The sequence below is a fragment of the Massilia sp. Dwa41.01b genome (genome assembly GCF_014171775.1).
Taxonomy (GTDB): Bacteria; Pseudomonadota; Gammaproteobacteria; order Burkholderiales; family Burkholderiaceae_D; genus Telluria.
Map to the genome: position 1 here is coordinate 277,836 of NZ_CP050454.1, position 26,063 is coordinate 303,898.

At 67.7% G+C, this 26,063-nt stretch carries 22 protein-coding genes and 4 pseudogenes; 13 read left to right on the forward strand and 13 right to left on the reverse strand.

Annotated features, from left to right (window positions below; genetic code table 11):
- Positions 1-49: 49 nt before the first annotated feature.
- Positions 50-1,834: a glycoside hydrolase family 2 protein gene (locus G4G28_RS01270; RefSeq protein ID WP_183107956.1), complete on the reverse strand. Its 1,785-nt coding sequence runs from the start codon at positions 1,832-1,834 to the stop codon at positions 50-52.
- A gap of 164 nt (positions 1,835-1,998) precedes the next feature.
- Here G4G28_RS01270 and G4G28_RS25010 point away from each other — a divergent pair, with 164 nt between their 5' ends.
- The 4 genes from G4G28_RS25010 (at position 1,999) to G4G28_RS01285 (ending at position 5,357) form a co-directional block, all read left to right on the forward strand.
- On the forward strand, positions 1,999-2,637 hold the full coding sequence (locus G4G28_RS25010) for a DUF4254 domain-containing protein (RefSeq protein WP_229507843.1): 639 nt from the start codon (positions 1,999-2,001) through the stop codon (positions 2,635-2,637).
- A complete protein-coding gene (locus G4G28_RS25015) occupies positions 2,634-3,662 on the forward strand; it encodes a glycosyltransferase family A protein (protein WP_229507844.1) in 1,029 nt (342 codons plus the stop codon). The genes G4G28_RS25010 and G4G28_RS25015 overlap by 4 nt, the downstream gene beginning before the upstream one ends.
- Positions 3,663-3,798: 136 nt before the next feature.
- Positions 3,799-4,152, forward strand: a complete 354-nt coding sequence (locus G4G28_RS01280; protein WP_183107957.1) for a glycosyltransferase family 9 protein — start codon at positions 3,799-3,801, stop codon at positions 4,150-4,152.
- 695 nt (positions 4,153-4,847) lie between these two features.
- Positions 4,848-5,357: a glycosyltransferase family 9 protein gene (locus tag G4G28_RS01285; protein WP_229425372.1), complete on the forward strand. Its 510-nt coding sequence runs from the start codon at positions 4,848-4,850 to the stop codon at positions 5,355-5,357.
- 372 nt (positions 5,358-5,729) lie between these two features.
- Here the strand turns inward: G4G28_RS01285 and G4G28_RS01290 are convergent, their stop codons facing one another.
- The 5 genes and pseudogenes from G4G28_RS01290 to G4G28_RS01300 all read right to left on the reverse strand — a co-directional run bounded on the left by G4G28_RS01290 (position 5,730) and on the right by G4G28_RS01300 (position 9,997).
- Positions 5,730-6,782 carry a glycosyltransferase family 9 protein gene (locus G4G28_RS01290; protein ID WP_183107958.1) on the reverse strand — a complete coding sequence of 351 codons (1,053 nt, stop codon included), beginning with the start codon at positions 6,780-6,782 and terminating at the stop codon, positions 5,730-5,732.
- Positions 6,783-6,939: 157 nt separating this feature from the next.
- Entirely contained in the window at positions 6,940-7,605 is a 666-nt protein-coding gene (locus G4G28_RS25020; RefSeq protein WP_229507845.1) for a N,N-dimethylformamidase beta subunit family domain-containing protein, read from the reverse strand.
- Positions 7,606-7,645: 40 nt separating this feature from the next.
- Positions 7,646-8,311 (reverse strand): annotated as a pseudogene (locus G4G28_RS27830) (N,N-dimethylformamidase beta subunit family domain-containing protein); the annotation flags it as partial.
- Complete coding sequence (locus G4G28_RS25025) at positions 8,308-8,835, reverse strand: carbamoyltransferase C-terminal domain-containing protein (RefSeq protein ID WP_229507846.1); 528 nt, start codon at positions 8,833-8,835, stop codon at positions 8,308-8,310. The pseudogene G4G28_RS27830 and the gene G4G28_RS25025, both read right to left, overlap by 4 nt.
- Positions 8,819-9,997, reverse strand: coding sequence for a carbamoyltransferase N-terminal domain-containing protein (locus tag G4G28_RS01300; protein WP_229507847.1), 1,179 nt, complete (start codon positions 9,995-9,997; stop codon positions 8,819-8,821). The genes G4G28_RS25025 and G4G28_RS01300 overlap by 17 nt, the downstream gene beginning before the upstream one ends.
- 196 nt (positions 9,998-10,193) lie before the next feature.
- Between G4G28_RS01300 and G4G28_RS01305 the strand changes: the two genes are divergently transcribed.
- Together G4G28_RS01305 and nudC are read left to right on the forward strand one after the other, a co-directional pair.
- Positions 10,194-10,934: a DUF4142 domain-containing protein gene (locus tag G4G28_RS01305; protein ID WP_182990559.1), complete on the forward strand. Its 741-nt coding sequence runs from the start codon at positions 10,194-10,196 to the stop codon at positions 10,932-10,934.
- A 21-nt stretch (positions 10,935-10,955) separates the two neighbouring features.
- Positions 10,956-11,786 carry an NAD(+) diphosphatase gene (nudC, locus tag G4G28_RS01310; RefSeq protein WP_308601601.1) on the forward strand — a complete coding sequence of 277 codons (831 nt, stop codon included), beginning with the start codon at positions 10,956-10,958 and terminating at the stop codon, positions 11,784-11,786.
- Positions 11,787-11,873: 87 nt separating this feature from the next.
- On the opposite strand, the gene G4G28_RS01315 is transcribed toward nudC, so the two are convergent.
- Positions 11,874-12,809 carry a hypothetical protein gene (locus tag G4G28_RS01315; protein ID WP_182990561.1) on the reverse strand — a complete coding sequence of 312 codons (936 nt, stop codon included), beginning with the start codon at positions 12,807-12,809 and terminating at the stop codon, positions 11,874-11,876.
- Positions 12,810-12,980: 171 nt separating this feature from the next.
- Between G4G28_RS01315 and folE the strand changes: the two genes are divergently transcribed.
- From folE to G4G28_RS01330, 3 genes and pseudogenes are all read left to right on the forward strand, one after another.
- Entirely contained in the window at positions 12,981-13,547 is a 567-nt protein-coding gene (folE, locus tag G4G28_RS01320; protein WP_182990562.1) for a GTP cyclohydrolase I FolE, read from the forward strand.
- A gap of 105 nt (positions 13,548-13,652) precedes the next feature.
- Positions 13,653-13,928, forward strand: a pseudogene (locus tag G4G28_RS01325) (transposase); the annotation flags it as partial.
- Positions 13,929-14,227: 299 nt separating this feature from the next.
- Positions 14,228-14,836, forward strand: a complete 609-nt coding sequence (locus G4G28_RS01330; RefSeq protein WP_182990564.1) for a phosphatase PAP2 family protein — start codon at positions 14,228-14,230, stop codon at positions 14,834-14,836.
- A gap of 33 nt (positions 14,837-14,869) precedes the next feature.
- Here the strand turns inward: G4G28_RS01330 and G4G28_RS01335 are convergent, their stop codons facing one another.
- The gene (locus G4G28_RS01335; protein ID WP_229425375.1) at positions 14,870-15,277 is read right to left on the reverse strand and encodes a hypothetical protein; all 408 of its coding nucleotides are present in this window, start codon (positions 15,275-15,277) and stop codon (positions 14,870-14,872) included.
- Between the two features lie 183 nt (positions 15,278-15,460).
- Here G4G28_RS01335 and G4G28_RS01340 point away from each other — a divergent pair, with 183 nt between their 5' ends.
- Genes G4G28_RS01340 through G4G28_RS01355 form a run of 4 tightly spaced genes read left to right on the forward strand, consistent with a single transcriptional unit; the run spans position 15,461 to position 20,544 of the window.
- Positions 15,461-16,711, forward strand: a complete 1,251-nt coding sequence (locus G4G28_RS01340; RefSeq protein WP_182990565.1) for an RtcB family protein — start codon at positions 15,461-15,463, stop codon at positions 16,709-16,711.
- Complete coding sequence (locus tag G4G28_RS01345; RefSeq protein ID WP_374011343.1) at positions 16,696-17,343, forward strand: (2Fe-2S)-binding protein; 648 nt, start codon at positions 16,696-16,698, stop codon at positions 17,341-17,343. Before G4G28_RS01340 ends, G4G28_RS01345 begins: the two co-directional genes overlap by 16 nt.
- 10 nt (positions 17,344-17,353) lie before the next feature.
- The gene (locus tag G4G28_RS01350) at positions 17,354-18,337 is read left to right on the forward strand and encodes a xanthine dehydrogenase family protein subunit M (protein WP_182990567.1); all 984 of its coding nucleotides are present in this window, start codon (positions 17,354-17,356) and stop codon (positions 18,335-18,337) included.
- On the forward strand, positions 18,334-20,544 hold the full coding sequence (locus G4G28_RS01355; RefSeq protein ID WP_182990568.1) for a xanthine dehydrogenase family protein molybdopterin-binding subunit: 2,211 nt from the start codon (positions 18,334-18,336) through the stop codon (positions 20,542-20,544). The genes G4G28_RS01350 and G4G28_RS01355 overlap by 4 nt, the downstream gene beginning before the upstream one ends.
- Positions 20,545-20,977: 433 nt before the next feature.
- Here G4G28_RS01355 and G4G28_RS01360 read toward each other — a convergent pair.
- The 5 genes and pseudogenes from G4G28_RS01360 to G4G28_RS01380 form a co-directional block, all read right to left on the reverse strand.
- A pseudogene (locus tag G4G28_RS01360) lies at positions 20,978-22,413 on the reverse strand (efflux transporter outer membrane subunit).
- Positions 22,410-23,339, reverse strand: a complete 930-nt coding sequence (locus tag G4G28_RS01365) for an HlyD family secretion protein (protein ID WP_183107959.1) — start codon at positions 23,337-23,339, stop codon at positions 22,410-22,412. The pseudogene G4G28_RS01360 and the gene G4G28_RS01365 overlap by 4 nt, the downstream one beginning before the upstream one ends.
- Positions 23,340-23,346: 7 nt before the next feature.
- The gene (locus G4G28_RS01370; RefSeq protein ID WP_182990570.1) at positions 23,347-23,553 is read right to left on the reverse strand and encodes a DUF1656 domain-containing protein; all 207 of its coding nucleotides are present in this window, start codon (positions 23,551-23,553) and stop codon (positions 23,347-23,349) included.
- Positions 23,554-23,713: 160 nt separating this feature from the next.
- A pseudogene (locus tag G4G28_RS28775) lies at positions 23,714-25,691 on the reverse strand (FUSC family protein); the annotation flags it as partial.
- Entirely contained in the window at positions 25,595-26,062 is a 468-nt protein-coding gene (locus tag G4G28_RS01380; RefSeq protein ID WP_182990571.1) for a MarR family winged helix-turn-helix transcriptional regulator, read from the reverse strand. The pseudogene G4G28_RS28775 and the gene G4G28_RS01380, both read right to left, overlap by 97 nt.
- Position 26,063 lies beyond the last annotated feature (1 nt).

The following is a 26,063-nucleotide window of genomic DNA, read 5'->3' on the forward strand; positions in this document are numbered from 1 at the left end:
TTGCAAAGTGATAAAGCGAAATCAGCGTTTGTCGTGAAGGGCAGGCACGTCACCCATCCGGCCACAGCCTGCGGTGCAGGTCGGCCAGTTGTTCCGGCGGCAGGCGCGGCACGCGTTGCGCGCTCAGGAGCCCGTTCTGCTCGTGCTCGACGTCGGTCAGCTGGGTGTAGCACAGGCCGGCAAGGAAGGGCAGCGAGGCCAGCCCTTCCATCAAGGTGCGGTAGCGCTGCGCCAGTTCGTCCTCGTTGCGCACGTTGCCGTACTGGTCGTACAGGCGGTCGCGCCGCCGTTCCGGCCCCTCGGGCACCAGCAGGTAGCCGCCGACCTCGGAAAACACGATCGGCTGGCCGCGGTACTGTGTCCCCTCGAGGAACAGCCTGCGGCCCTTGACCCAGGTGGCGTCCGGCGGCAGTCCGGTCTGCAGGGTGCCTGCGTAGCGTTCCAGCAGTTTCTCGACCGGGTGAGAGTAATCGTGGATGGTGCAGATGTCGGTCACGTCGGTATGCTGCCAGCCGTCGTTGTCGATCACGGGCCGCGTCGTATCGACCAGGCGCGTGCGCGCCACCATCCGTTCCAGGAAATCGTGCTGGTGCGGATGGCGCACCAGTTCCGGAAAGCCGAAGCTTTCCACCACCGGCACCCAGGCGACGATCGACGGGTGATTCGCGTCGCGCATGACGGCGCGCAGCCATTCGGCCTCGAGATGCTCTTCGGAGGCCTCGGACCACGAGCGCGCATTCGGCATTTCTTCCCACACCATCAGGCCGAGCCGGTCGCACCAGTAGAGCCAGCGCTCGTGCTCGATCTTCTGGTGCTTGCGCACGCCGTTGAAACCGAAGCGTTTGGCCCAGGCGACGTCTTCGCGCAGGGCGTCGTCCGAGGGAGCGGCCAGCAGCGTGTCCGGCCAGTAGCCCTGGTCGAGCGCCATCAGCAGGAAGCAGCGCTTGCCGTTCAGGTGGAATTGTCCGTCCTTGAGTTCGATCGAGCGCAGGCCGGCATAGGATTCCACCGTGTCGACCAGCTCGCCACGGCGCAGCAGGCGCACGCGCAATCCGTACAGGTGGGGGCTCGCCGGCGACCAGGCCTTCGGATCGGGAATCTGCAGGCGCAGCTCCAGGCTGGCGCCGTTGCTGGTACTGCGCGTGCCGGTCACCAGGCGGGCGCAGTCGGGGCTTTCCAGCACGTCGAGCTCGGCTTCCCATTCGCCCGCCGGGCCGTGGACCTGCACCGCCAGCGCCAGCCTGCCGTCGGGATGCGCCTCGAGCACGCGCAGGTGGTCGATGCGCAGCGGCGCGACCGGCTCGAGCCAGACGTTCTGCCAGATCCCGCTGGTGCAGTAATAGTAGATCCGCACCGGGGTGCCGGATGCCGACTGCTTGCCGCGCGGTTGATAGGGGTCCTGGCGGTCCTCGACGCGCAGCGTCACGCGGTTGCTGCCGGGGCGCAGGTAGGGCGCGATATCGAAGGAGAAGGGCACGTGGCCGCCGCGGTTGCGTCCGGCGACACGGCCGTTCACCCAGACGTCGGCGCGGTAGTCGACCGCGCCGAAATGGAGCAGCAGGGCGCCGCTGTCCCAGTCCTCGGGTAATGCGAAACCGCGGCTGTACCACATGATTTCGTGGATCTCGCGGCTGCCGATGCCGGAGGCCTGCGACTGGTAGGGGAAGGGAACCAGGATGCGCTCGGGCAGCGTGCGGCCGTCGAACCAGCGCTGTGCCAATCCGTGGTCGCCATCGTCGAAAGCGAATTCCCACCAGCCGTCGAGGCTGGACCATTCCTGGCGCACCATCTGCGGTCGCGGATAGGGCGCGCTGGGGCTGTCGTTGCTGCGCATGATATGGGTGAAACCGTGGTGGGGAAACCGGGACTGCCTGGATTTGCGCTTGAATAAAGTACACCTGAAAGCGGTCGAACTTACAAGCCCCCCGTGGCCTCCAACATGCGCTCACATCCCACTCATCAACCGGTATGGAACGATAGCTCACGGCGGAGGCAACGATGGTCCAAGGTCTCGATGCACGCGCGATTACCCAGTATCACGATGCTGTCCTGGGCCTGCCGGCACACGCCGACGCGCCTTCCGTCGACGCCGCCGGCGCCTGGCCGGCAATCGCCGCGAACCACCAATTTAATGGTTTGCTGTGGCGTGAAGAAGACAAAGCGCGCCGGCAGGATGTACCCGCCACCGAGATCGCGGCCGGCAAACGCCGCATCGACAGCTACAACCAGCAGCGCAACGACGCCGTCGAAGCCATCGACGAAGCGATCCTCGCCGCGCTGGAGGGGGTCACGCCCATACCCGACGCACGCCTGTCGAGCGAGACCGCCGGTGCCATGATCGACCGCCTGTCCATCCTCGCGCTCAAGATCCACCACATGCGCGAACAGACGGTGCGCCTCGATGCCGGCACCACCCATGTCGATGCCTGTACGGCCAGGCTGGGGCGCCTCGTCACGCAGCGCGCCGACCTGGCCGGCTGCCTCGACCGCCTGCTGCGCGAGGCACAGGAAGGCCGGGCCTACTTCAAGGTTTATCGACAATACAAGATGTACAACGATCCGGCCCTGAATCCCTACCTGTACGGGCAAGCCCAGCGTCCACCGATGCCGCCGGCGGCGGGCCGGAGCGTGCCGTGACGGCGGACGTCGATGTGCTGGTACCCACCTGCGGCCGCCCGGCCGCGCTGGCGGTCACGCTCACGGCCCTGGCCGCGCAGACCGGCCCGACGATGCGCATCGTCGTCTCCGACCAGTCCGAAGGCGCGGCAGCCTGCGAGCAGCCCGAGGTGCGCGCCGTGCTGCGCTACCTGCGTGCGCGCGGCATCGCGGTCGACACCTTGCGCCACCTGCCGCGCCGCGGCATGGCCGAGCAGCGCGCCTTCCTGCTGGCGCAGGCCAGTGCACCGGCCTGCCTGTTTCTCGACGACGACGTCATCGTCGAACCCGGCCTGCTGGCGCGCCTGCACACTGCGCTGCGCGCGCAAGGCTGCGGCTTTGTCGGCAGCGCCGTGCACGGCTTGAGCTACCTGGGGCAGCTGCGGCCCGAGCAGGAATCCATCGAATTCTGGGACGGGCCGGTCGTACCCGAAACGGTGCGTCCCGGCACGGCCGCCTGGGCGCGCCATCACCTGCACAGCGCGGCGAACCTGTTCCATGTGCAGTCGCGCCTGGCGCAGCGGAGCGGGCCGCGCCTGTACCGGGTTGCCTGGATCGGCGGTTGCGTCCTGTTCGATGCGGCCAAGCTGCGCGACTGCGGCGGCTTCGATTTCTGGCAGGCGCTGCCGGCCGAACATTGCGGCGAAGACGTGCTGGCGCAACTGCGCGTCATGGAGCGCTACGGCGGCTGCGGCATCTTGCCGTCGGGGGCGTATCACATGGAGCTGCCTACTACCGTCACGATGCGCGAGGTCGATGCGCCGCACGTCCTGCTGGGGCTGCCGCCTGGCGGGAGCGGCACGCAAACCGGCACGCGAAGCGATACGGAGCTCGACACGCAAATCGACAGGCGGGTCGATGGACGAGTCGATACGCAAATCGATACGCAAACTGGCACGCGAAGCGGTACGACGATTGATACGCAAGTCGATATTCAAGTCGATACGCAATTCGATATGCAAGTCGATACGCAATTCACTACGCCGGTGGGCGCGGTGGTGCGATGAGCCCGGCGCACCCGTTGTGTGCCCGCCTCCGCCTTCCAGGCAGCGCAAGCTGCGCGGTGTCGTTGCCGCCTGCCCGCGCCGTCCATCTTGAGTGCTTCATCCTGCCGATGGCATGGCGGCCGACGGAGGAGACATGATGGCGCCAGGGCGCACCGGCAAGCTCGTCGGGGTGCGCAAGATCGCCGTACTGCGGCCCAATGCCGTGGGCGATTTCGTGTTCGCGCTGCCTGCCCTGCACGCGCTCAAGCAAACTTATCCAGAAGCTGAGCTGATACTGCTGGGCTTGCCCTGGCATGGCGCCTTCCTGGCGCATCGCCCGGGGCCAGTGGACCGGGTACTGGTGGTGCCGCCGATGGCCGGCATCGGCCTGGCGCCGGACGCTCCCGACGACGGTGCCCGCCATGCATTTGTCGAGAGGTCATGCGCGCTGAAGACTTCGACCTCGCCTGCCAGATGTACGGTGGCGGCCGTTACGCCAATCCGCTGGTGAGGGCATTCGGCGCGCGGGTGACGATCGGTGCCCGCGCCGAGGACGCTGAGCCGCTGGACCGCTGGGTGCGCTACACGGAACCGACCAATCGGCGCCTGGCCCTGCTCGATATCGCTGCATTGGCGGGAGCCGGTGGGCTGGTGATGGGTCAGGAGCTGGCGGTGACGCAGGAAGACCGGCATGCGGCGGCATGCGTGCTGGAAGGGATGCCGGCGATGCCTGTCGGCGCTGCTCCTGGGCGCGCGATCGATGCAGTCGCCGGCGCAGCTCCCGGCTCGATTGACGGCCCGATTTCCGGCTCACTTCCCGGCATGGGTTCTGGCCCAAGGCCTGGGACAACGCGTGGCGAGGCTGGTCGCCCGGGGCCTGGTTCGCTTCACACGCCAGGTTGCGTTCCCATCTCCGGCCCAGCGTGCGGCCCGAATTCCTGCCCGGTTGTCGAGCCGGTTACCGGCTGGACTTCCAGCCCGTGGCCAGGCCCGATCCGCGCTCCGGTCCCGGCTCCAGTCCCGGCTCCGATCGCCGGCTCGATTCCCAGCCCAGTTCCTGGTCCGCTTTCCGATCCGGTCCCCGGCCCACCTCCCGTCCAGGTTCGCGGCTCGATGCGGGACGCAACACCAGCTGCAACATCTCGCGGGGCTTCCCGCTGCCCTCGCAAGCATAGTGCCGGGGCCGGGCCGGATGAGGCACCGCTGGTGCTGCTGCAGCCCGGCTCGACCGATCCGCGCCGTTGCTGGCCGCCGGCATCCTTTGCCGCTGTCGGCGACGCGCTGGCCGTACTCGGGGCACGCATCGCCGTCAACGGCACGGCCGCCGAAGCACCGCGGGTGCGCGCCGTGATCGGTGCCATGCGCGCACCGGCGCTCGACCTGTCCGGCAAGCTGGACCTGGGCGGCCTGTGCGGATTGATCGAGCGTGCCACCTGCGTGGTGTCGAACGACACCGGTCCACTGCACCTGGCGCTGGCAATCGGCACACCGTGCGTCGGGATTTTCTGGCTGACGAACCTGATCGACGGCATGCCGCTCCGGCCCCACCTGTTGCGGCTGGCCCTATCCCTGCGCACGGATTGCCCCGTCTGCGGCCTGCCCAACCTGAGCAGCCGTTGCGCGCACGACACCAGTTTCGTCGCCGACGTGCCGGTCGAGCAGGTAGTGGTATTGGCGAGCGACGTGCTGGCGCAGGCGGGTGCCGGGCCATCGTGAGGTAGCGCCGGGCCATCGTGATCAGTGTATCGACACCGGCTAACATGGCGGCAGCCCCGCAGCCCCGCAACCCCGCAGCCCCGCAGCCCCGCAACCCCGCAGCCCCTGCAGCCCTGCAGCCCTGCAGCCCCGCAACCCCGCAACCCTGCAACCCCGCAACCCCGCAACCCCTGCAACCCGCAACCCCGCAACCCCGGAACCCCGCAACCCCGGAACCCCGGAACCCCGCAACCCCGGAACCCCGCAACCCCGCAACCCCGCAACCCTGCAACCCGCAACCCCGGCAGCCCGGCAGCCCGGCAACCCGGCCGCATCGCATCGATGAGCCATGCGCTCCTTGGCGTTTGCGCCGCATTGGCCGCTTTCCGGTCTTTACCAGTAGGGCCACATCCCCGCCGTGCGCTGCCGTCCCGGGTCGGTGCCGGCCAGCAAGGCGCGTGCATGCTGGAGCACGGCAGCCGAACGCTGCGCGTCGGGATCCCAGATGCAGCGGTGCTGGTCGCGGTCGAGGGGGGCCCAGCGCGCGATATCGGCTTTGCTGAAGATGACAACGCTTTTCAGGCGTAGTCCGGCCGCAATGTGAGACACGCCGGTGTCGTTGCACACGAGCAGGCGGGCGTTCTTCATCAGCGCGGCCATTGCGCCGATCGAGATCGGCGCCGCCGCATTGATTGCCTTGGCCTGCATGTTGCTGGCGACCTCGCTTGCCAGTCCGGCTTCGTCTGCCGAGCCGGTCAGCACCACGCGCACGCCGAATTCCGCGGCCAGGCGGTCCGCGACCTCGGCGAAGCGTTGCGGCGGCCAGCATTTGTCGCGCTTGCGGGCGCCAGGATGGACGCAGATGTAGCTGCCGGGTGCCAGGTCGGGGGCGACGCCGCTGGCCTCGAGCTCCTGGCGGTCTGCCTGGGCGAGCGGGAATTCCAGGTAATCGCCGACCGCTTGCGCACCCAGGCGTTCAACAAGGCTCAGCAGCCGCTCGGACTCGGCACCCAGTTCAGGATAGGGGAACAGGACGGTGTGTTCGGTGGCGACCGGCTCGTCGCGGCAATAGCCGGCCATGGTGCCGGCGCCGAAGCCGGCGACGATCTCGTTGGAGACGAGGCCATTGCCATGCAGTTGCAGCGCCAGCGAAAAGCGGCGCGAGCACATGTCGGCATAGAAAGGCGTCAGCGCCTCGTGGCGGACCTCCTGCTCGGGCAGCTTGGGGTGGCCAGGGAAAGGAACGAAGTCGTCGATATAGCTGCGAAAGCGCTGCGCGAACTGGCGCGCCCAGGGCAGGCCGACCAGGGTGACCCGGGCCTTTGGCAGCGAAGCGCGCAAGGCACGCAGGGCGGGCACGGCGCACAGCATGTCGCCCAGGTGCAGCGCGCGAAACACGACGACGGACTCGATGTCGAGCCGGTGAAACAGCGGACGCCGATACACAGTTTCCTCCTTCGGATGCATGTCTGATGGATGAGTCCCACATCGTCCTGTCGTGCCAAGCTTGCGTGTCCTGTAGAACCTGACGGGCGGCGTCAGCCGGCGCCGCCGACTTCGCGGCTTCTCCGTCCACCGACGCTGCGCCATCGACCACTGCAATTCAGTAGCGCAGCAGCCGGTCCAGCACGTTGCGGGTGATGCGCTCGACCCGGCGGTCGCGCCCGTCGGCGAGCACCTGCGCCCAGTCGGTGGTGCCGCTGGAGAACACGGTGCCGCCGCGATGGAACAGGCCGAGGGTCGCCGCGTGCACGCCTTCGCCAGCCGCATGGCGCGCGCGTGCGGGGAGCTCCTGCCAGCGGTGATCGAGCGGGCAGGCTGCCAGCAGCTGATAGTCGTCGGGCGTGCCGTCCTGGTCGGACCAGGCCGACAGTGTCGCCACACCGCTCGTCGGGTCGAATTTGTCGAGCGGTACGCCGTCGCATTCGTAGCCAGCCAGCGGCGGCCAGGTATCGGCGCCGAAGCTGTCGCCATGCCTCAGGCCGGTTCCCTCGAACACCCAGTGCCCGGGCTGCTGCACGATGAAGCCGGACGTCTGGCGTGCGCCGTCCCACCAGCCGCCACCGTGACGGTAGCTGACGCCGCCCAGGCTGTCTTCCGGACGGGCGGCGCCACTGGACGGCCACCAGTGATCGAAGGCGCCGCGCGGTCCGCCCTGGTGGCAGACCAGGGCCCGGCCCTTGTCGACCAGGTGGACGCGCCACCAGCACAGGTTGGCGGCAAACCAGGCGGCGTTGCCGCCGGAGGAGACGAAATCCCTCGACGGCATCGCGTGTCTGTTCGGTCCAGTATTCGTCGTGGCCGACCGCGAGCAGCAAGCGATAGCGCAGCGGCAGCGCCGGGTCGGCGTGGATGTCGAGATCGGTACAGAAATCGGGCGCATAGCCCTGGCGCGCCAGCCAGCGGATGAAGCGTGCGTCCCAATGGGCAAAGGTCTGGCGCGGCGAGGTGGCGTCGTAGTGGTCCGGCGCGCCCCAGGTGGGCCCGCCGATGCCGCCGCCCGGCCGCCGCAGCGATACGCGTGCGCCAGGCGGGTCGATCGAGCGTGGCGGGTTGCTGTAGTAGCAGCCCCCGCCCGTGAAATTGTAGGCGTGGTAGGTGGCCAGCGGCAGCTTGTAGAGCAGGCCGGCACGGGCACCGCGGCATGCCGGTGCCCGCACGACGAACAGGGCAGCGGCACTGTCGAGCGCAAGCGACAGCGGCTGCGGACCCTTGGCCTCTTCCAGGTGGGCGATGTAGACCCCGGATGGCCAGTGTGCCGGCACCTCGAACGCGTAGGCCGGCCAGTCCCAGTCTTCGCCGGCGCCGCGCTCGCCGGCCCGTTCGCCCGGCAGCCAGCTTGAACTGTGCAGGGCCTCGAAGCCGTCGCGCCAGCGATGGAAGTGGACGCGAAAGCGGCGGCTGTCGGTGGCGACGTGCAGCACCAGCCGCTCGCCTGGCAGGACGCTGGCCTGGCCCGGATAGGCACGGATCATTCGGGCAGCTCCGGCTCGATGCGCTTGCGCAGCAGGTAGGGCGGCATGGCCAGCGCGTGCAAGGGCATGCGCCGGAACGATGCCACGGCCTGGGCCGGGGTTTCGACGATCGGTTCGTCCTTGCCGTTGAACGAGGTGTTCAGGAGCACGGGCACCCCGGTGCGTTCGGCAAAGCCCAGCAGCAGCGAGCGCAGCAGGGGATCGCCGCCGGGCCCCACCGTCTGCAGGCGGGCAGTACAGTCGACGTGGGTAATGGCCGGCACCGTGCTGGCGCGCTCGGGCCGCACCGGTGCCGCGAACTGCATGAAAGGGGAGGGGCCGGGCACGTCGAACCAGTCCCCGGCCTGTTCTTCCAGCACGACCGGTGCGAGCGGGCGGAACCACTCGCGCGCCTTGACGCGGGCGTTGATCCAGTCGCGCATATAGCCGCGGCGCGGGTCGCCCAGGATGCTGCGGTGGCCAAGCGCGCGGGCCGGGCCGAATTCGCTGCGGCCCGGTACAGCGCCACTACCTTGCGTGCGCACAGCAGGTCGAGCACGCGTGCGCACAGGGCGTCGCGACCGGGCAGGCGTTCGACCAGCAGGTCGGGGCGTCGCGCAGCGCATCCACCGCGGTATCGATGTCGTCAAACTGCGGTTCCGGGCCGAGGTAATCGTGGGTCCAGCGGAATTCCACTGGCTGGCCGGCCAGTTCGCCCAGGCCATACATGGCGCAGCCGAGGGCGGTGCCGGCGTCGCTCGGTGCGGGCGGAATGAACACGCGCCGGAACGGGGTTTCGCGCAGCAGGCGCTCGTTGGCCGAACAGTTCAGGCCAGTGCCGCCGGCGAAACACAGGTTGTCGAGTCCGGTGGCGGCATGGAGCCAGCGTGCCAGGGCCAGCAGGGCTTCCTCGAAGGCGCGTTGCCCGGCCGCCGCCAGGTTGGCGCAATCGGAAAAGCCGACGCCGGGCGTGCCGTAGAGGAAGCGGCCGCGCTCTCCCAGCAGCGCACGCCAGGCCGGCGGGATGGTGACGCGGCAGCCCTCGACCGCGAGCGGGGGCAGTCCCAGCGCCTGGGGATTGCCGTGCGGCGCCAGGCCCATCACCTTGCCCTCGTTGCCTTCGCCGGGAAACAGCGCCTGGGTCAGCAGGAAGTAGAACATGCCCAGCCCGGCCGGGCGGGCGTCATCGCGGTCCCACAGCTGCTTGTCGATGCAGGCGAAGCGTTCGCGGCTGGCGACATAGAAGGACGAGACTTCGCGCCAGTCGCCGGGTACCTCGCTTGCACCGCTCCAGTATTCGGTGAAGCCGGCGACGGGGCTGCCCTGGCCGTCGACGATCATGACGGCGGCTTCGCGAAACGGCGACGGGTGGAACACGCTGTACAGGTGGGCCACGTGGTGCGAGATGCGGGCACGGCGGCAGCCGGGGGCGAGCACGAGGGTTTCGGCCAGCTCGGCCTCGTATTCGGCCAGCGAGCCGATTTCGGCATCCGACGAATAACATTCGACCAGCACGTCGATCGGCCGCTCGAGGCCGGGCAGGGAGGGCAGGTAATGCGCGCGCAGGTCGCCTGGTTTGCCCCAGTGGTGTTTTTTTCGGGTGAGCCGTTCCTTCTGGATCGCCCAGGCCAGCTGCGAGCCATGCATGAGGCAGATGCTGGCGTCCTGGGTGCGGTTAATGCCAAGCACAACGGGTGCATCGTTCATCGTGTTCTCCTCGGTATTGTTCGGGCGATGCAGCGATCCAGTGACTCTTTGAGCATGATGAGCTGGGATTAGTTCAGCCATGCCGGCGCGATGCGGTCAGGCAGCGGACGCGGCCACACGGCGCGCCGGCCTCGGAAACCCGGACGCGCAAACACGGTCTGAGAAAGTGCGTGCCCACGCCAAACGGGGGAGGACCATGGCGTCGCTCAATCCGGTCCAGGTCCGGAAATACCTGAAGGGAGTCGACTACCCGGTGTCGCGCGCGGCGCTGCTCGACAGTGCGCGCAGCATGGGCGCCGACGAAGCGCTCTGTGCCTCGATCGAGCAATTGCCTGGCGACGCGTACCAGACGCCGGCCGATGTCAGCCAGGCCCTCGGGCGCCTGCTGCCGGGTGGCGCGCCGTGGTCCTCCGGCGCCGACGGTGCGTCCGTGGCCGGCACGCCGACGGGTGGACTGCCCCGGGACGGCAGCGATGCCTTCCTGGTGCTGGCCATGCAGGATGCGATGGCGGAGATCCAGGTCTGCGAACTGGCGCTCGAAAAATCCGGCAAGGACGCGGTGCACGCCTTTGCCCAGGCGATGATCGACGAGCACGGCCGCATGGGCCGCGACATCGAACAACTGGCCGCGCGCAAGGGCCTGCCGACACCGCAGACCATCCGGCCGGAGCAGGAAATGACGGTCGAGGAATTGGCCAGCCTGTCCGGGCGCGACTTCGAGCAGCGCTGGATCCAGTACAACATCGACCTGCACGAACGCGACGTCAAGCTGTTCCGCCAGCATGCGCTGGACCAGCGCGACAGCGAGATTCGCGCGCTGGCAGGGCAGATCGGCGAGGCGCTGGCCGGGCACCTGCAGATGGCGCACGAACTCGGCAAGACGCTGGCCATCCCTGAGCAGCGCAGCGTCGGCACGCGCCGGTCCGGCACGGTATGATGGAAGCTTGAATCCTCATCCGTGACCGACGATGCTGCAAACGCCCCCGACCTTCACGCCGCTGATGGCGCCCCAGCAACACGACGCCCCCTGACTTTCCTGTTCCATGGCGGGCGCCTGCTCGTGCGCGAACACGACCTGGCCCTGCCGGACGCCGCGGCCCTGGCGCAAATCGGGCTCGACCCGGCCCAGGTCCAGCCGGTCGGCCTGCTCGGCGAGCGCTATTGCCAGGCGGGCTGGCTCGACCAGGAGGCGGCGCTCGAAGGCTACGCCTGGCACGGCCTGCGTTCGCTGCTGTTCGGCGCCTTCGACGAGCAGCTGATGGGCGTGGCCGGGCGCGCCGCGCAGATCGCCGAATGGGCGCGCACGCACCGTTTCTGCGGCGCTTGCGCCCATCCGATGGCGCGCGTGCTGCACGAACGCAGCTTCAGGTGCGCCCATTGCGGGCACCTGGCCTACCCGCGCATTTCGCCGGCGATGATGGTCCTGATCCGCAAGGGCGACGCGGTGCTGCTGGCGATGCACGTGGCCTCGCCCACGAAACGCTTCACGCCGCTGGCGGGATTCCTGGAAGCGGGCGAATCGATCGAGGAAGCGATCCACCGCGAGGTGTACGAGGAGGTAGGATTGCAGGTGAGGAACCTGCAGTATTTCGCGAGCCAGTCATGGCCCTTCCCGCATTCGTTGATGATCGCTTTTACGGCCGACTACGCGGGTGGCGAGATCCGCGTCGATCCCACCGAGATTGCCGAGGCGCGCTGGTTCGGACCGGATGATGAGTGGCCCGAGCGCGTGCCGCAGGTGTCGGTGTCGAGCGTGCTGGTCGACGCGCACCGGCCACCGGGACGCTAGGCGCGACGCATATAAGCCGCTGGCTGCGCGGCGGCGTACTGCGGTGCCGCCGCGCCTTGCCGTGCGCACTTTGTCGAGCTGCGAGGATTACTGCACCGCTGGCGGCAAGGCCGGCGCGCCACGCACTTCCAGCGCGACGCTGCCGACCTGTGCGCCGGCCGGGGCTGGTGCGAACGACGGCACGAGCTCCACCCGCGCGCTGTCGTCGGGGCGCGCGCCGGTACCGCGCAGCTGCACCGCGCGCTGCAGCAGGTCGAACCAGAACGGGGCGCCGAACAGCGTCGTGGCGGCCGTCACGATCCAGCCCGCCACCTGCAGCGCGAAAGCGGCATTCAGGACCGGCGGAAAGCTTTGCCAGCCGATCGGCAGGGCCCACAGCTGGCGCAGGGTTTGCGCGTCCAGCGCGCTGGGCACGGCGCCGATGTGCGCGGCCAGCTGAGGCTGCTGCCACAGGGTGCGGAACAGGGCGATACTGTCGATATTGAACAGGATCGCCAGCAGCAGCGAGACCAGGAAGGAAATCAGGAGCTGGCGCCGTTTGTAGCTGCCCGACACGCGCTGCATCGCATTGTCGAACCAGCCGGCGACCAGGCGCTGGAAGCGCTCCAGGTCGCCACCGGCGCGCGCGTGCAGGGCGTGCAGTGCGCGCCGTACCTGCGGGTCGCTGACGGCATCGATATCCGCGCCGAGCCGCGCGAAGTTGCCTGGTACCTGCTGGATGCTGTCGATCAGCGCGATCGCGAAGTGCGCCGGTTCGATATAGGATGGGCGCGCCGCAAGCGCCGGTTCGGCGACCGTGCTGCCGTCGCTGTGCGGATTGACGAGCGGATGGGCATACACGGCCTGCGCCAGCGCCTCGAAGCGTGGGTCGTTCAGCATGCTTTTGATGCCGGCCAGCAGCGTATTGGCGCGCAGGCGAAAAGCCGCCGCCAGTGCCTCCTGCACCGTGGTCACGATCAGCGCCACCGTGCCATAGCAGAACGTCAAACCGATTGCCAATTCCAGTACCGAGCTTCCGAACATAGGCCGCCTCCGTCGCATGAGAACGGATTCACGCTAGCCCAAGCTTGTCAGCGTTGAGTTCGGTTTGCTCAAGAAAATGGCAGCCTCCAGTCGCTTTCGCGCATTTTCTATATACTGGCGGCAATCGCATTTTTCAGCGCATTTTTCAGGCGCACTTTCCAAGGTTTCCCCATGTCCGACAAAGAAGCATTCACCGAGCACGACTGGCGCCGCCTGCTGGCCAGCCTCGGTGAGGATCCGAACCGCCCTGGCCTGCACGAAACGCCTGCGCGCGTTGCCAAAGCCTGGAAGCACTGGACTTCCGGCTACGACCAGAACCCGGTCGAAGTCCTGAAAGCCTTCGAGGACGGTGCCGAGCAATACAACGAATTGATCGTGGTGCGCGGCATCCCGGTCTACAGTCATTGCGAACACCACCTGGCGCCATTCTTCGGCAAGGCCACCGTCGGCTACCTGCCGAACGGGAAGATCGTCGGCCTGTCGAAGCTGACCCGCCTGGTCGACATTTTCTCGAAGCGCCTGCAGGTGCAGGAGCGCATGACGATGCAGATCGCCAACGCGCTGATGGAAGTGCTGGAACCGAAGGCGGTCGGCGTGGTCGTCAAGTGCCGCCACATGTGCATGGAAAGCCGCGGCATCCGTACCCAGGGCGAAGAAACCATCACCTCCTGCATGCTGGGCGAATTGCAGCCGAACCTGGCGCTGCGTACCGAATTCCTCGCACTCGCACGCGACTGACCTGCACCCCTGCCGGCCCTGGCCGAACAGCTTTCCGCGGGCCGGCGCTGCAGTTCGGGAACCTGTTCCGGAACTTCGCCCTCAAAGGGATTTTGGGGCGACGACATGGCCAGGCCCGAATTCCCCAGCGATATTCCACGCGAGCAGTTCGAGCTCGTGCGCGACATGCTCGAAGCGGCACGGCGCAAGACGCGCCCGCGCAAGCATGACCTCTACGATGTGTATTGCGCGGTGCTGTATTTCCTGCACACGGGCATCGCCTGGCGCAGCCTGCCGCGTGAATTCCCTCCCTGGCGCACCGTGCACGAGTATTTCACCCAATGGACGATGCTGCGCGAGGGCGATCGCACCCTGCTCGAGCAGACGCTCGACCGCATCGGCCGCGATGCCGAGATCGCGCAATTGCACAGGCTGCTGAGGCCGCACTGAGCGGAGGTTTCCGGATACCGAGGGCGGCGCAGAGGCAGCCGTCCCGATGCTGCGCATGCCCAGGCGCGTGCAGTGTCTCAGCGGCTGTGTGCACTGTTAGCCACAAAAGTTCCCTTCATCGAACGCGTTTGTCTGCGCTGCGACAGAGCTTTTCACCACTGCACGCCGCTTGTCACAATCTGTTGCGATTTCGAATCGTGCGCATCTGCCGGCTGGGCTAAGCTGGACTATTGTCTTTATTGCATCCAGCCATGTTCGATCACCTGAACCAGTTCCTGTTTTCCTTTATTAACGCCGCTCCTGGCCTCGCGGGCTGGCGCCTGCACGGCGCCCTGTTTGCTGCCGAGTGGATCGTCCTGGCGGTGCCGCTGGGCCTGGTGCTGATGTGGACCAATGGCACGGCGGCACAGCGCGAAGCGGCCGTACGCGCGCTGCTGGCGGCCATCGTTGCCTTCACGCTGAGCAAAGTCATCGGCCTGATGTGGTTCCATCCGCGTCCCTTCATGGTCGGGGTCGGTCAGACTTTCCTGCATCACGCACCGGACAGTTCCTTTCCGAGCGACCACGCGACCGGCATGTTCTCGGTGGCACTGGCTCTGGTGCTGAGCAGCGTGGGCGAGGCGCGCCGCTTCGGCTATGTCCTCCTGGGACTGGCCGTGGTGGTGGCCTGGGCCCGCGTTTTCCTGGGCGTGCATTGGCCGCTGGACATGGCAATGGCCTTGGTGGTGTCGCTGGTGGGCGCGCTGCTGGCCAATGGCCGCTTCGGCCTGGCGCTGGCGGCCATGCTGGTGCCGCTGATGCGTTCGATTTACCGCCGTGTACTGGCTTTGCCGATCGCGCGCGGCTGGATCCGTCCTTAGCGCTGAGCCATACACCCCGGGCGCGCTGTATCCCTACTGCGTCGTTGGCGCCGCCGCTTCCTCGAACACCAGCTTCTTGTTCTCGTCGAGGTGGAACAGGCCGAGCGGCTGCCCGGTAACCTGTTCCGGCGCGTCCATTTTGCTGCAGCCCTGCGTTTCCACCCGCCATGCCTGTTCGCCCGCACGCAGCGTATAGATGTTCTCGCCGGAGGCGAACAATTCCAGGTCCACGTCCGACATCGGCAGCCTGCCCAGTTCGATGCGGCGCTGGCAATCCGGCATGCGCGCGGCAATCAGCTCCAGCGTGACGTCCTTCTTCCAGAACTGCTCCTGCCGCGCACGCACCGTCAGCGCGTGCTGGTTCCCTTCGATGTAATAGGTGGCCGAATCGTCGACGCAACCGGCCAGCAACAGGGGAGCGAGCAGAAGAAGTTTACGCATGCATGGAGTCCAGGTGGGGGCCGGCAGGCGCCGGCGCCGCGGCCAGTATAGAACGCGTCATTCTTGCCTTGCAACACAGCACCTGGAAGACAGGTCGGCGGCCGACACAGCGGGACTCTCCCGGACTCCCCGTTTTTGCGAAATCGGCGATGATGAATTCATGTCGTTTTCACCCTTCCTGCAATGAAGCAACCCGAATACGAACTGCTCGACACCGGCGCAAGTGCCAGGTCGACCGTCAAACCGGTCAAGATGTGGACGCGCGGCGTGCCCGTCGAACCCGGTGCCAAGGACCAGCTCGCCAAACTGGCCGAGTTGCCTTTCGTTTACCACCACGTGGCTGTCATGCCCGACGTGCACATTGGCAAGGGCTCGACCATCGGCAGCGTGATTCCGACGCTGGGCGCGGTGATCCCGGCCGCGGTTGGGGTCGACATCGGCTGCGGCATGATGGCGGCAAAAACCACGCTGCGTGCGACTGACTTGCCCGACAGCCTGGGCAAACTGCGCAGCGCCATCGAACAGGCGATTCCGCACGGAATGTCGCCGAAGACGCGCAATGCAAGAGGGCGCGACGTCGGCTCATGGGACCGCCCGCCGCCGCCCGTCGACGCCGGCTGGGCGAAACTGAAGGACGAATTCGACGCGCTGTGCCGCAAGTGGCCGAAACTGCGCGGCACGAACAACTACAAGCATCTCGGCACGCTCGGCAGCGGCAACCATTTCGTCGAGATCTGCCTCGATGAAGACAATTTTGTGTGGTTGATGCTGCACTCCGGCTCGCGCGGAGTCGGCAACGCGATCGGCACCCATTTCATCGAACTGGCCAAGCAGGACATGCGCCGCCACATGGTGAACTTGCCCGACGACGACCTGGCCTACCTGCAGGAGGGCACCCAGCACTACGACGATTACGTGGAAGCCGTCGGCTGGGCGCAGAAGTTCGCGCGCACCAACCGCGACGTGATGATGCAGAACCTGATCCACGCGGTACGTGCCGTGATTCCAAAGCCCTTCGAGACCCATGTCGAGGCGGTCAATTGCCATCACAACTATGTGCAGCAAGAGCGCCACTTCGGCCGCGACGTGATGATCACGCGCAAAGGTGCGGTCTCGGCGCGCACCGGCGAATTGGGCATCATTCCTGGGTCGATGGGCGCAAAGAGCTTCATCGTGCGCGGCAAGGGTAACCCGGAAAGTTTCAATAGCTGCAGCCATGGGGCCGGCCGCCTGATGAGCCGCACCGAAGCCAAGCGGCGCTTTACCCGCGCCGACATGGAACGCGCCACGCAGGGCGTCGAATCACGCAAGGACGATGCCGTGATCGACGAAATCCCGATGGCCTACAAGGACATCGATGCCGTCATGCGGGCGCAAAGCGAACTGGTGGAGGTGGTGCATACCCTGAAGCAGATTGTCTGCGTGAAAGGATAACCAGCAGGCGCATTGCGGCGGGCCGCAGGTGCACCACGTCCCGGATCCATCCAACCGACGAGAAGACCATGCCAGACGACGATCAACATGCCATGGCGCAGCAGGCGCCGCCCTACGTTCCACCGCAGCCTCTGACCCTGCGCATTAACGGGACAGACCACCAGCTACTGGTCGAGCCGCGCGTCAGCCTGCTCGACGCGCTGCGCGATCGTATCGGGCTGACCGGTACCAAGAAAGGTTGCGACCGCGGCCAGTGCGGCGCCTGTACCGTGCTCGTCGATGGCCAGCGCATCAATTCCTGCCTGACGCTGGCGGTGATGCACGACGGCCGCGAGATCACCACCGTGGAGGGGCTGGCGCAGGGTGACAAGCCGCACCCGGTGCAGCAAGCCTTCATGGACCACGACGCTTTCCAGTGCGGCTATTGCACGCCCGGCCAGGTGTGCTCGACGGTGGCGCTGCTGCGCGAACTGGCTGAAGGGCAAGCCAGCGCCGTCACGCGCGGCGAGCGGCTGGTGCAACTCAGCGAGGAGGAAATCCGTGAGCGCATGAGCGGCAACCTGTGCCGCTGCGGCGCCTACCAGAACATCGTCGCGGCAATCCGCACTGCGGCCAGCGTCGCCGGTCAATGAGGGAGGCAGCGTGCATTCACTGAGCTATGAACGGGCGCGCGACCTCGCCCACGCGATCGAACTGGGCAGCGAGCCCGGCAGCAAGTACATCGGCGGCGGCACCAATTTGCTCGACCTGTACAAGAGCGGCATCGAGCGGCCGGTGCGCCTGGTCGACGTCAGCCGGCTGGCGCTGAACGGGGTCGAGGAATTGACCGACGGCGGACTGCGCATCGGTGCGATGGCCAGCAACACGGTCGCGGCGAATCACCCGCTGGTGCGCACGCGCTATCGCGTGCTGTCGGAAGCGATCCTGAACGGTGCCACGGCGCAGTTGCGCAACATGGCCACCGTGGGCGGCAACCTGCTGCAGCGCACGCGCTGCTATTACTTCACCGATCCTGCTTTCGAACACTGCAACAAGCGCGTGCCTGGTTCCGGCTGCGCGGCCATCGACGGTTTCAATCGCATCCACGCCATTCTTGGTGCCAGTCCGTCCTGCATCGCCACCAACCCCTCGGACATGGCCGTGGCCCTGGTGGCGCTGGACGCGAGGGTGCGCCTGGCGGGGCCGGATGGCGAACGTGTGGTGCCGATGGCTGATTTCCACCGCCTGCCGGGCGATCAGCCGCAGTTTGACACCGTCATCGCACCGGGCGAACTGATCACGGCCATCGACCTGCCGCCGCCGTTTGCCGCGCAATCGCATTATGTAAAAGTGCGCGACCGCGCCAGCTATGCCTTCGCGCTGGTGTCGGTGGCGACCGTCCTCGACTTGCAGTGTGATGTCGTGCGCGACCTGCGCCTGGTGCTGGGCGGCGTCGCCCATAAACCATGGCGGGCCGTCGAGGCGGAGGACCTGCTGCGTGGCCAGCCCTTGAGTGAGGATGCGATCGCGCGTGCCGGCGCGGCTGCCGTGGCCGGCGCCCAGCCCTATGTCCATAATGCCTTCAAGGTCGAGCTGGTGCCGCGTGCCATCGCCCGGGCACTGCGCATTGCGGGAGGACGCGCATGAACAGCATCGGCGCACCCATGAATCGTACCGACGGCTGGGACAAGGTCAGCGGCGCGGCGCGCTACTCGGCCGAGCACCCGGTCGATAACCTGGCCCATGCGGTGCTCGTTACCAGCACCATCCCGAACGGACGCGTCAAGCGGATCGACAGCAGCGACGCGCAGCAGGTGCCGGGCCTGCTGCTGGTGATGAGCCATGAAAACGTGCTGCGGCTGCCGCGCGAGACCAGGGCCGGCAAGGTATCGCCGCCGATCGGCCGCGTGCTGTCGCTGCTGCAGGACGCCGACGTCCACTACAACAACCAGCCGATCGCCGTTGTCGTCGCCGAAACCTTCGAGGCCGCGCGCGAGGCGGCGGCGCGCCTGCGTGTCGAGTACGAGCACAAGCCGGCCCTGCTCGACTTCGAGGAAGCGAAGCAGCACGTGCATCCTCCAGAAAAAGTGCTCACGCAAAAGCCGGACACGAAACGTGGCGATTTGCAGACGGGCCTGCTGGCCGGCAGCAGTCGCATCGACGTCACTTACCGCACGCCGATCGAGCACCACAACCCGATCGAGCCGCACGCGACGATTGCGGCCTGGGACGGCGAACACCTGACGCTGTACGACTCGACCCAGTACATGAAGGGCGTGCAGCGCACCGTGGCGGGCACGCTCGGCATCGACCCGGAAAACGTCACCGTGCTGTGTCCGTATGTGGGCGGCGGCTTCGGCTGCAAGGGCTCGGTGTGGTCGCACGTGGTGCTGGCCGCCATGGCGGCAAAAATGGCGGGCCGGCCGGTGCGCCTGGTGCTCGACCGCAACCAGATGTTTGGCCCGGTCGGCCAGCGTCCGGTCACCGAGCAGCGCATGCGCCTGGCGGCGATGGGCGACGGCCGCCTCACCGGCAGCGCCCATGACACCGTCGCCTACACCTCGATGATCGAAGACTGGATCGAGCCTTGCGGGCTGATGACGCGCATGATGTACGCAGTGCCGAACCAGGAAACCTCGCACCGCCTGGCGCGCATGCACCTGGGCACGCCGACCTTCATGCGTGCGCCCGGTGAAGCCTCGGGGTCGTTCGCGCTGGAGTCAGGCATGGACGAACTGGCCCATGAACTCGGCATCGACCCGCTGCAGCTGCGCCTGCAAAACTATACCGAGCGCGATCCGGGCAAGGATTTGCCGTTCTCCAGCAAATCGCTGCGCCAGTGCTACGAAGTCGGCGCCGAGCGCTTCGGCTGGAGCCGGCGCAACCCGCAGCCGCGTTCGATGCGCGAAGGCGATAAGCTGGTTGGCTGGGGCATGGCGACGGCCACCTATCCGACCAACCGTTCCAAGGGCGCCTGTTCGGCCACGATGGCGCCTGACGGGAGTGTCGTGTTCCGCTCGAGTACCCAGGACCTGGGCACCGGCACCTATACCGTCATGACGCAGATCGCCGCCGATGGCCTGGGCGTGCCGGTCGCGCGCGTCCGTTTCGAGCTGGGCAATTCGCAATTGCCCGAGGCTCCCGTGTCCGGCGGCTCGACAACCGTCGCGAGCGTGGGGTCGGCGGTGCTGGCGGCGGGTGGCGCCTTGCGCCTGAAACTGATCGGCATCGCGGTGGCGGACGAACGCTCGCCACTGTACGGCGTCACCGCCGACGAGGTCGATGCACAGGATGGCGAACTGTTCCTGCGTGCCGATCCATCCCGGCGCGAGGCGATGGCAAGCATCGTCGGGCGCCATGGCGGTGGGCCGGTGGAAGCCATGGCCGAGGCCGAACCGGGCGACGCCAGCAAGCAGTTCTCGATGCACGCTTTTGGTGCGGTGTTCGTCGAAGTCCATGTGGACGAAGCGCTGGGCGAAGTGCGGGTGCCGCGCGTGGTCGGCGTGTACGGCGTGGGGAAACTCATGAACGCGAAGACCGGGCACAGCCAGCTGATGGGCGGCATCGTCGGCGGCCTGGGCATGGCGCTGCTCGAGGAAACCGTGATCGACCCGCGCAACGGCCGCGCCGTCAACGGCAACCTGGCGGAATACCACGTGCCGGTGAATGCGGATATCGGCCATATCGATGTGCAGGTGGTCGAAGAAGAGGATCCGCACGTGAATCCGCTCGGCGCCAAGGGCATCGGCGAAATCGGCATCACCGGCGTGGCGGCGGCAGTGGCGAATGCCGTGTATCACGCGACCGGCAAGCGGATCCGCGCGTTGCCGATTACGCTCGATAAATTGTTGTAGGGTTGGTGCGGCCGGCGAGGTGTGGCCGGCGAGGTGCGGGCTGCGGGGGCGACTCGTCACGCGGGCATCCAGCCTGCGTACCCCGACGCGGGAATCGCTGGCGGTAGCATCATCGTGCGCGAGGGTTTTGCTGCCGACAATCACCGCGTGGACGGCCGAGCCGCCTCGCCGGCCGCGTCCACCCTACGGTCACCGTGGACGGTTTCGTAGGGTGGGCACCCCGTGCCCACGCGGTACCGTCGTGTCCGCCAGTTCCGGATCGATGACTGAGCGCTCGCATCGGCTCCGCGAGCCGTACCGGATATCGATCAGCCAGTCCATACGTTTCAGACCGCGGCAGCGACCATTCACCGCAAGCGATATACGCGCGCAGTTATCGCATGGGCACGGGGTGCCCACCCTACCGAAATCCGGAGCCGCCAACGATCCGTGATCAGCGTGGTGCCCCTTCCCACCCCCCACCCAGCGCCAGGAACAGCGTCACCTGATCGCTCGCCAGCGCCGCATTCGATGCCGCCACCGCCGCCTCGCTGGTCGCCAGCGTGCGCTGGGCGTCGAGGGTGGTGAGGAAATCGGTGCGGCCGAAGCGGTACAGCCTGTCGGCCTGCTGTGCCGCCAGCGCACTTTGGTCGCGTGCCGCGCGCAGGGCCGCATTGCGGTCGAGCTCGCGCGCATAGGTGCTGAGCGCCGTCTCGGTTTCGCGCAGGGCGTTCAGCACCACGCCGTCGAAGCGCGCCAGCGCGCCGCCCGTTCCCGCTTCGGCCTGGGCGATGTGCATGCGCGCCGTGCCGGTGGCCGGCAGGCTCCACGAAATCAGGGGGCCCAGGCTGTAGCGCAGCGTGTTGCCTTCGCCGAAGCCGGACAGGGTGCCGCTGCTGCCGGCGGACAGGCCCAGGCTGATCGCCGGATACAGCTCGCCGGTGGCCACGCCGATGCGCGCGGTGGTGGCGGCCAGCTGGCGTTCGGCCTGGCGAATGTCCGGTCGCCGCCGCAGCAGGGCGGCACCGTCGCCGACTGGAATGGTCGATGCCAGTTGCGGCGCGCGTTCGCATTGGGCCACCGCCGGCGGAAAGCGGCCGGGAACGTCACCGGTCAGCACGGCAAGACGGTACAGGGCGGCGCGCCGCTGTGCTTCCAATGGTGGCAGCGCTGCGCGCAATTGTTCCAGTTGGCCCCGCGCGCGGCTGTTGTCGAGGGCGGTGCCGCGGCCAAGCTTCACCCGCTGGGCGGTGGAGCGCACGAACTTGTCCTGCAAGGCGACGGACTGCCGCGCGATCACGATCTGCTGGCCGGTGGCGCAGGCATCGGCGTAGGCGCGCGCGGTGTCGGCGGTCACCGTCACCCGTGCCAGGTCGAGCGCGGCCTGGGCGGCGTCGGCATCGGCGCCGGCCGCTTCGACGGCGCGCCGGATCTTGCCGAACAGGTCGAGCTGGTACGACACGTGCAGGCCGGTGTCGTAGCTGGCGCGGTCCGGCAGCGCGTGCGGCACGCCGCTGACAGCACCGGCCGCACGGCCGAACGCGGGCGCCGCGGACAGGTCCACGCCCGGGCGCTGCAATTGCTCGGCCTCGGCGACGACGGCGCGCGAACGCTCCAGGTTGGCGGCCGCCACGCGCAGGTCGGTATTCGCCGCCGGGGCTTGTCGACCAGGCCGTCCAGCGTGGCGTCGCGGTACAGGCGCCACCACTGCGCTGGCAGCGGCTGCGCGCTGAACGGCTTGTCGGCGGCGCCGAGGAAAGGCGTGGCCGCTTCAGGACGCGCCACGACGGCTTGCGCCGGCACCCGGTAGTCGGGACCGACCGTGGTCGAGCAGGCGGCGACCAGCAGCAGCGGCAGCAGCTTGAGGAAAGTACGGCGGGCAGCCATCATGCGCCCCGCTTATGTGAGGCCGCCATGGTGTGCGCCGGTGCCGGCGTGGCAGGGCGCGCAACGGCCGGCAGCACCTGCACGGTCGCGGTCTGGCCCGCCACCAGGCGCACATTGGCCGGCACCGGGTCGAGCGCCACCCGCACCGGAATGCGCTGGGCCAGGCGGACCCAGTTGAAGGTCGGGTTGATATTCGGGAGCATGTTGGTGCCGGTGCTGCGGTCGCGGTCCGAGATGCCTTCGGCGAAGCTTTCGACGTGGCCGCTGAGTTTCTGGCCTGCGCCCATCAGCGACACCGCGACTGGATCGCCGAGGTGGATTGCGCCCAGCTTGGTTTCCTCGAAATAGCCTTCGACGTAGAAGGAGGCCCGGTCGACCAGGGCCATCACCGGGTGGCTGGCGCTGACATACGCCCCGGGACGCAGGTCCAGGTTGGTGACGGAACCGCTCACCACCGACACCACCCGCGTACGTTCCAGGTTCAGGCGCGCGGTATCGCGGTTGACGAGCGCTTGCGCCAGCGCCGCACGGGCCTGCTCGACGCGCGACTGGCCCTGCTCGCGCGCTTCCTGGGCCACCAGGTCGCCCAGCTGGACATTGCGGCGCGCCTCGCGTTCGGCCTGGGAGAGCGACGCGCGCGCCGCCTGCTCGGCCGCTTCGGCCTGGCGCAGCGCGAGTTCGAAGCGGGCACGGTCGATGTCGAACAGGACGTCGCCGGCTTGCACCTGCTGGTTGTCGTGCACATACACCTTCGTGACCTGGCCGGTGACGTCGGGCGCGACCTGCACCACATAGGCCTTGACGCGGCCATCGCGCGTCCAGGGTTCGATTTCATAGTGGCGCCACAGCTGCCAGCCCGCATAGACGGCGCCGGCGGTGGCCAGCAGGGTGATGCCGACGCGGGTGATTGCTCGGGGATTGAATTTCATGACCATCTCAAAACAGGTTGGAACAAAGGTAGGCAAGCATGCCCAGCACGATGACGAACAGCGAAAAATCAAACAGCGCCGGATGCCAGACATGGCGATAAAAGCCGGTGCGCGCCAGCACGCGGTTGACGAGGCGCGAGACCACGAGCGCGAGCAGGGCCAGCAGCAACAGCGGCGGGAAATAGATGCCGTAGAGGCTGACTTCGCCGATCATCGGATCTCCTTTTCAAGCAGGGGTGAGGGTTGGTACGGGGGCGCCTGCGGGAACAGGTCGCGGCGGATGCCGGCCAGCGCCGCCAGCGCCTGCTGCCGCGCATTGCCCCCTGGGCGGCGGCCACCGAGCGCAGCGCATTGTCGAGCGAAGCGAGCAGGTGCGCGTCTTCCAGCGTGTCGACCTGCGGCCGCGCCGCGAAATGCTGCGCCAGGTGTTCCAGCAGCGCCCATAGCGCGGCCTGGCTGCGGCCGAGTTCGCCGCTGGCGGCGCGCAGCTGCGTCATGTTCAGGCCGATGCGCAGGTCGACCAGGGCATCGGCCGCCTGCAAATCCGCGTGAAAGCCGGCCATCGCCAGGCGCGGCGTCAGCAGGGCGATGCGGTCGACCATGCGTGCCGAGAATTCCGGCACGGAAGGCACTTGCCGGCCATCGCCGATGCGCGCCAGTTCTCCCCAGCCGGCGCGCAGCAGGCGGCGCGCGGTCCAGCCGGCACCGACGCTGCGGAACATGCCGATGACGAGCACCGCCAGCGCCAGGCCGGCCAGTTGCGCCAGCGTCGCATTGATGAAGGAGGCGGCGTCGGCGGTATTCGTGTCCTGCATGGCCAGGGTGCCGGCGATGCCGAACATGAAAGGCATGGCCTTGCCGAAGGTGGCTGGACGCGCAATCAGGACGCCCAGCACCAGGAACACGGGCGCGGCCGCCAGCACGAACATCTCGAAGCTGTGGATGGCCGGCAGCACCGCCAGCAGATAAAAGGCCGACAGCGGGATCGAATAGATTGTCCACACCAGGAAGCCTTTAATGAAAGGCACCGGGTCGTCCTGGGTGGCGAAGAAACAGGACATGACGGCGGCCATCATCGGCACCGCGGCGCCAGCCGGCCAGCCGGTCAGGATCCAGAAGGCGCAGCCGGCCAGGGTCGCGATCACGGCCGCCAGCGCGGAAACCATCGCCAGGCCGCGGTCCAGGTGCAGCGCCTGCGGCTTGACGCCGGCCAGGTCGCGGCCCGGGCGCGGCATGCGGCCGTCCGCACCTTCTCCAATCTGGCCGCGCAGCGTGCGCGCTTCCACGCACAGGTCGACCAGCGCGCGCAGGCGGGCACCCACATTCAGTTCCAGCAGTTGCGGCCAGTCCGCATGGCGCCCCGGCTGTGGTGTGAGGGCAGCGATGGCGCCATGCAGGGCGGCCGGCGTGGTGGCCAGGGTTGCGTCGCGGCGGGCACCGGTCCAGGCGGTGATATCGGCCAGCAGCGCGTGCCAGCGCGACGAGGCTTCCAGGGCGCCCAGTTCGCGCAGCGCGCAGCCGGTCTTCCACTGCGGAGAGCAGCGGCACCATCGCCGCCAGCCTTTCCTGCAGCGCGTGGATGGCCTGCGCGGTCCAGCGCAGGTGCGAAGTGTCGAAAGGCAGGTGCACGGCCATCATGCGCAATTCCGTGATATCTCCGGCCAGCTTCCTGCGATCGAGCGCGCTCTGCGGCGTGCCGCCCGGGGCCAGCGCGTCCGCAATCCAGGCCTGGGCGTCGCGCAGCGCGTGGTCCAGGCGGGCCAGCATCACCGGGCCGAAACCCTGCGGAAAGACCAGCGAATGCACGACGGTGGCGCAGCTGATGCCGAGCAGGATTTCCTCGACGCGGGCCAGCGCGATGTCGAAGATGGTGCCGGGATCGTTCACGGCAGGAAAAGCGATCAGGCCCGCGGTGTAACCGGCCAGCATCACGACATAGGAACGGGGCGTGCGGTCCAGCAGCGACAGGTACAGGCAGCCGCCCACCCACAAGGCCAGCGCCAGCGACAGCAGTTCGGGAGAATTTGCAAAAGCTGGCACGATCAGCACCGTGGCCAGCGCCCCCAGCAGCGTGCCGCCGAAGCGGTACACGGCTTTCGAGCGGGTGGGTCCTGCGAAGGGCGCGGCGACGATGTAGGCCGTCATCAGCGCCCAGAACGGACGTGGCAAGCCGATGCGCATCGCGATGTAGAGCGCCAGCATCGCGGCGGCGAAACTTTTCAGCGAAAAGAGCGCCTCGTTTTTCGACGGCAGCTTCACGCTTTGTCTGGATTCTGCTCGCTTGGCTTGCCAATGCGCGACTGGATGCAGGTCAGCACGCGCAGGCAGGCATCGATGTCGGCCGGGTCGCATTCGCCGAACACGCTGCGGCGAAACGGAATCAGGGCCGCTTCCATCTGCGCCGCGCGGGTGGTGCCGTCATCGGTCAGTTGCAGGATCTTCGCGCGCCGGTCCTGCGGATCCTCGCGGCGTTCGATCAGGCCGTTGTCGATCAGGAGGTCGACCACACGCACCAGCGAGGACGCTTCCAGCCCCAAGGCGTCGGCCAGCACGCCGGGACGCACGCCTTCCGCGCCAAGACGGCCCAGGATCAGCACGGGCAGCGCTGTGGCCTGCGACAGGCTGTATTCGGAGGCAACCTTGTCGGCCATCGATTTATACGCCCGGGAGGCCTGGGTGAGGGCGGTGGTCAGTTGCATCAGGGTGTGGTCGAGGGAGTCCATG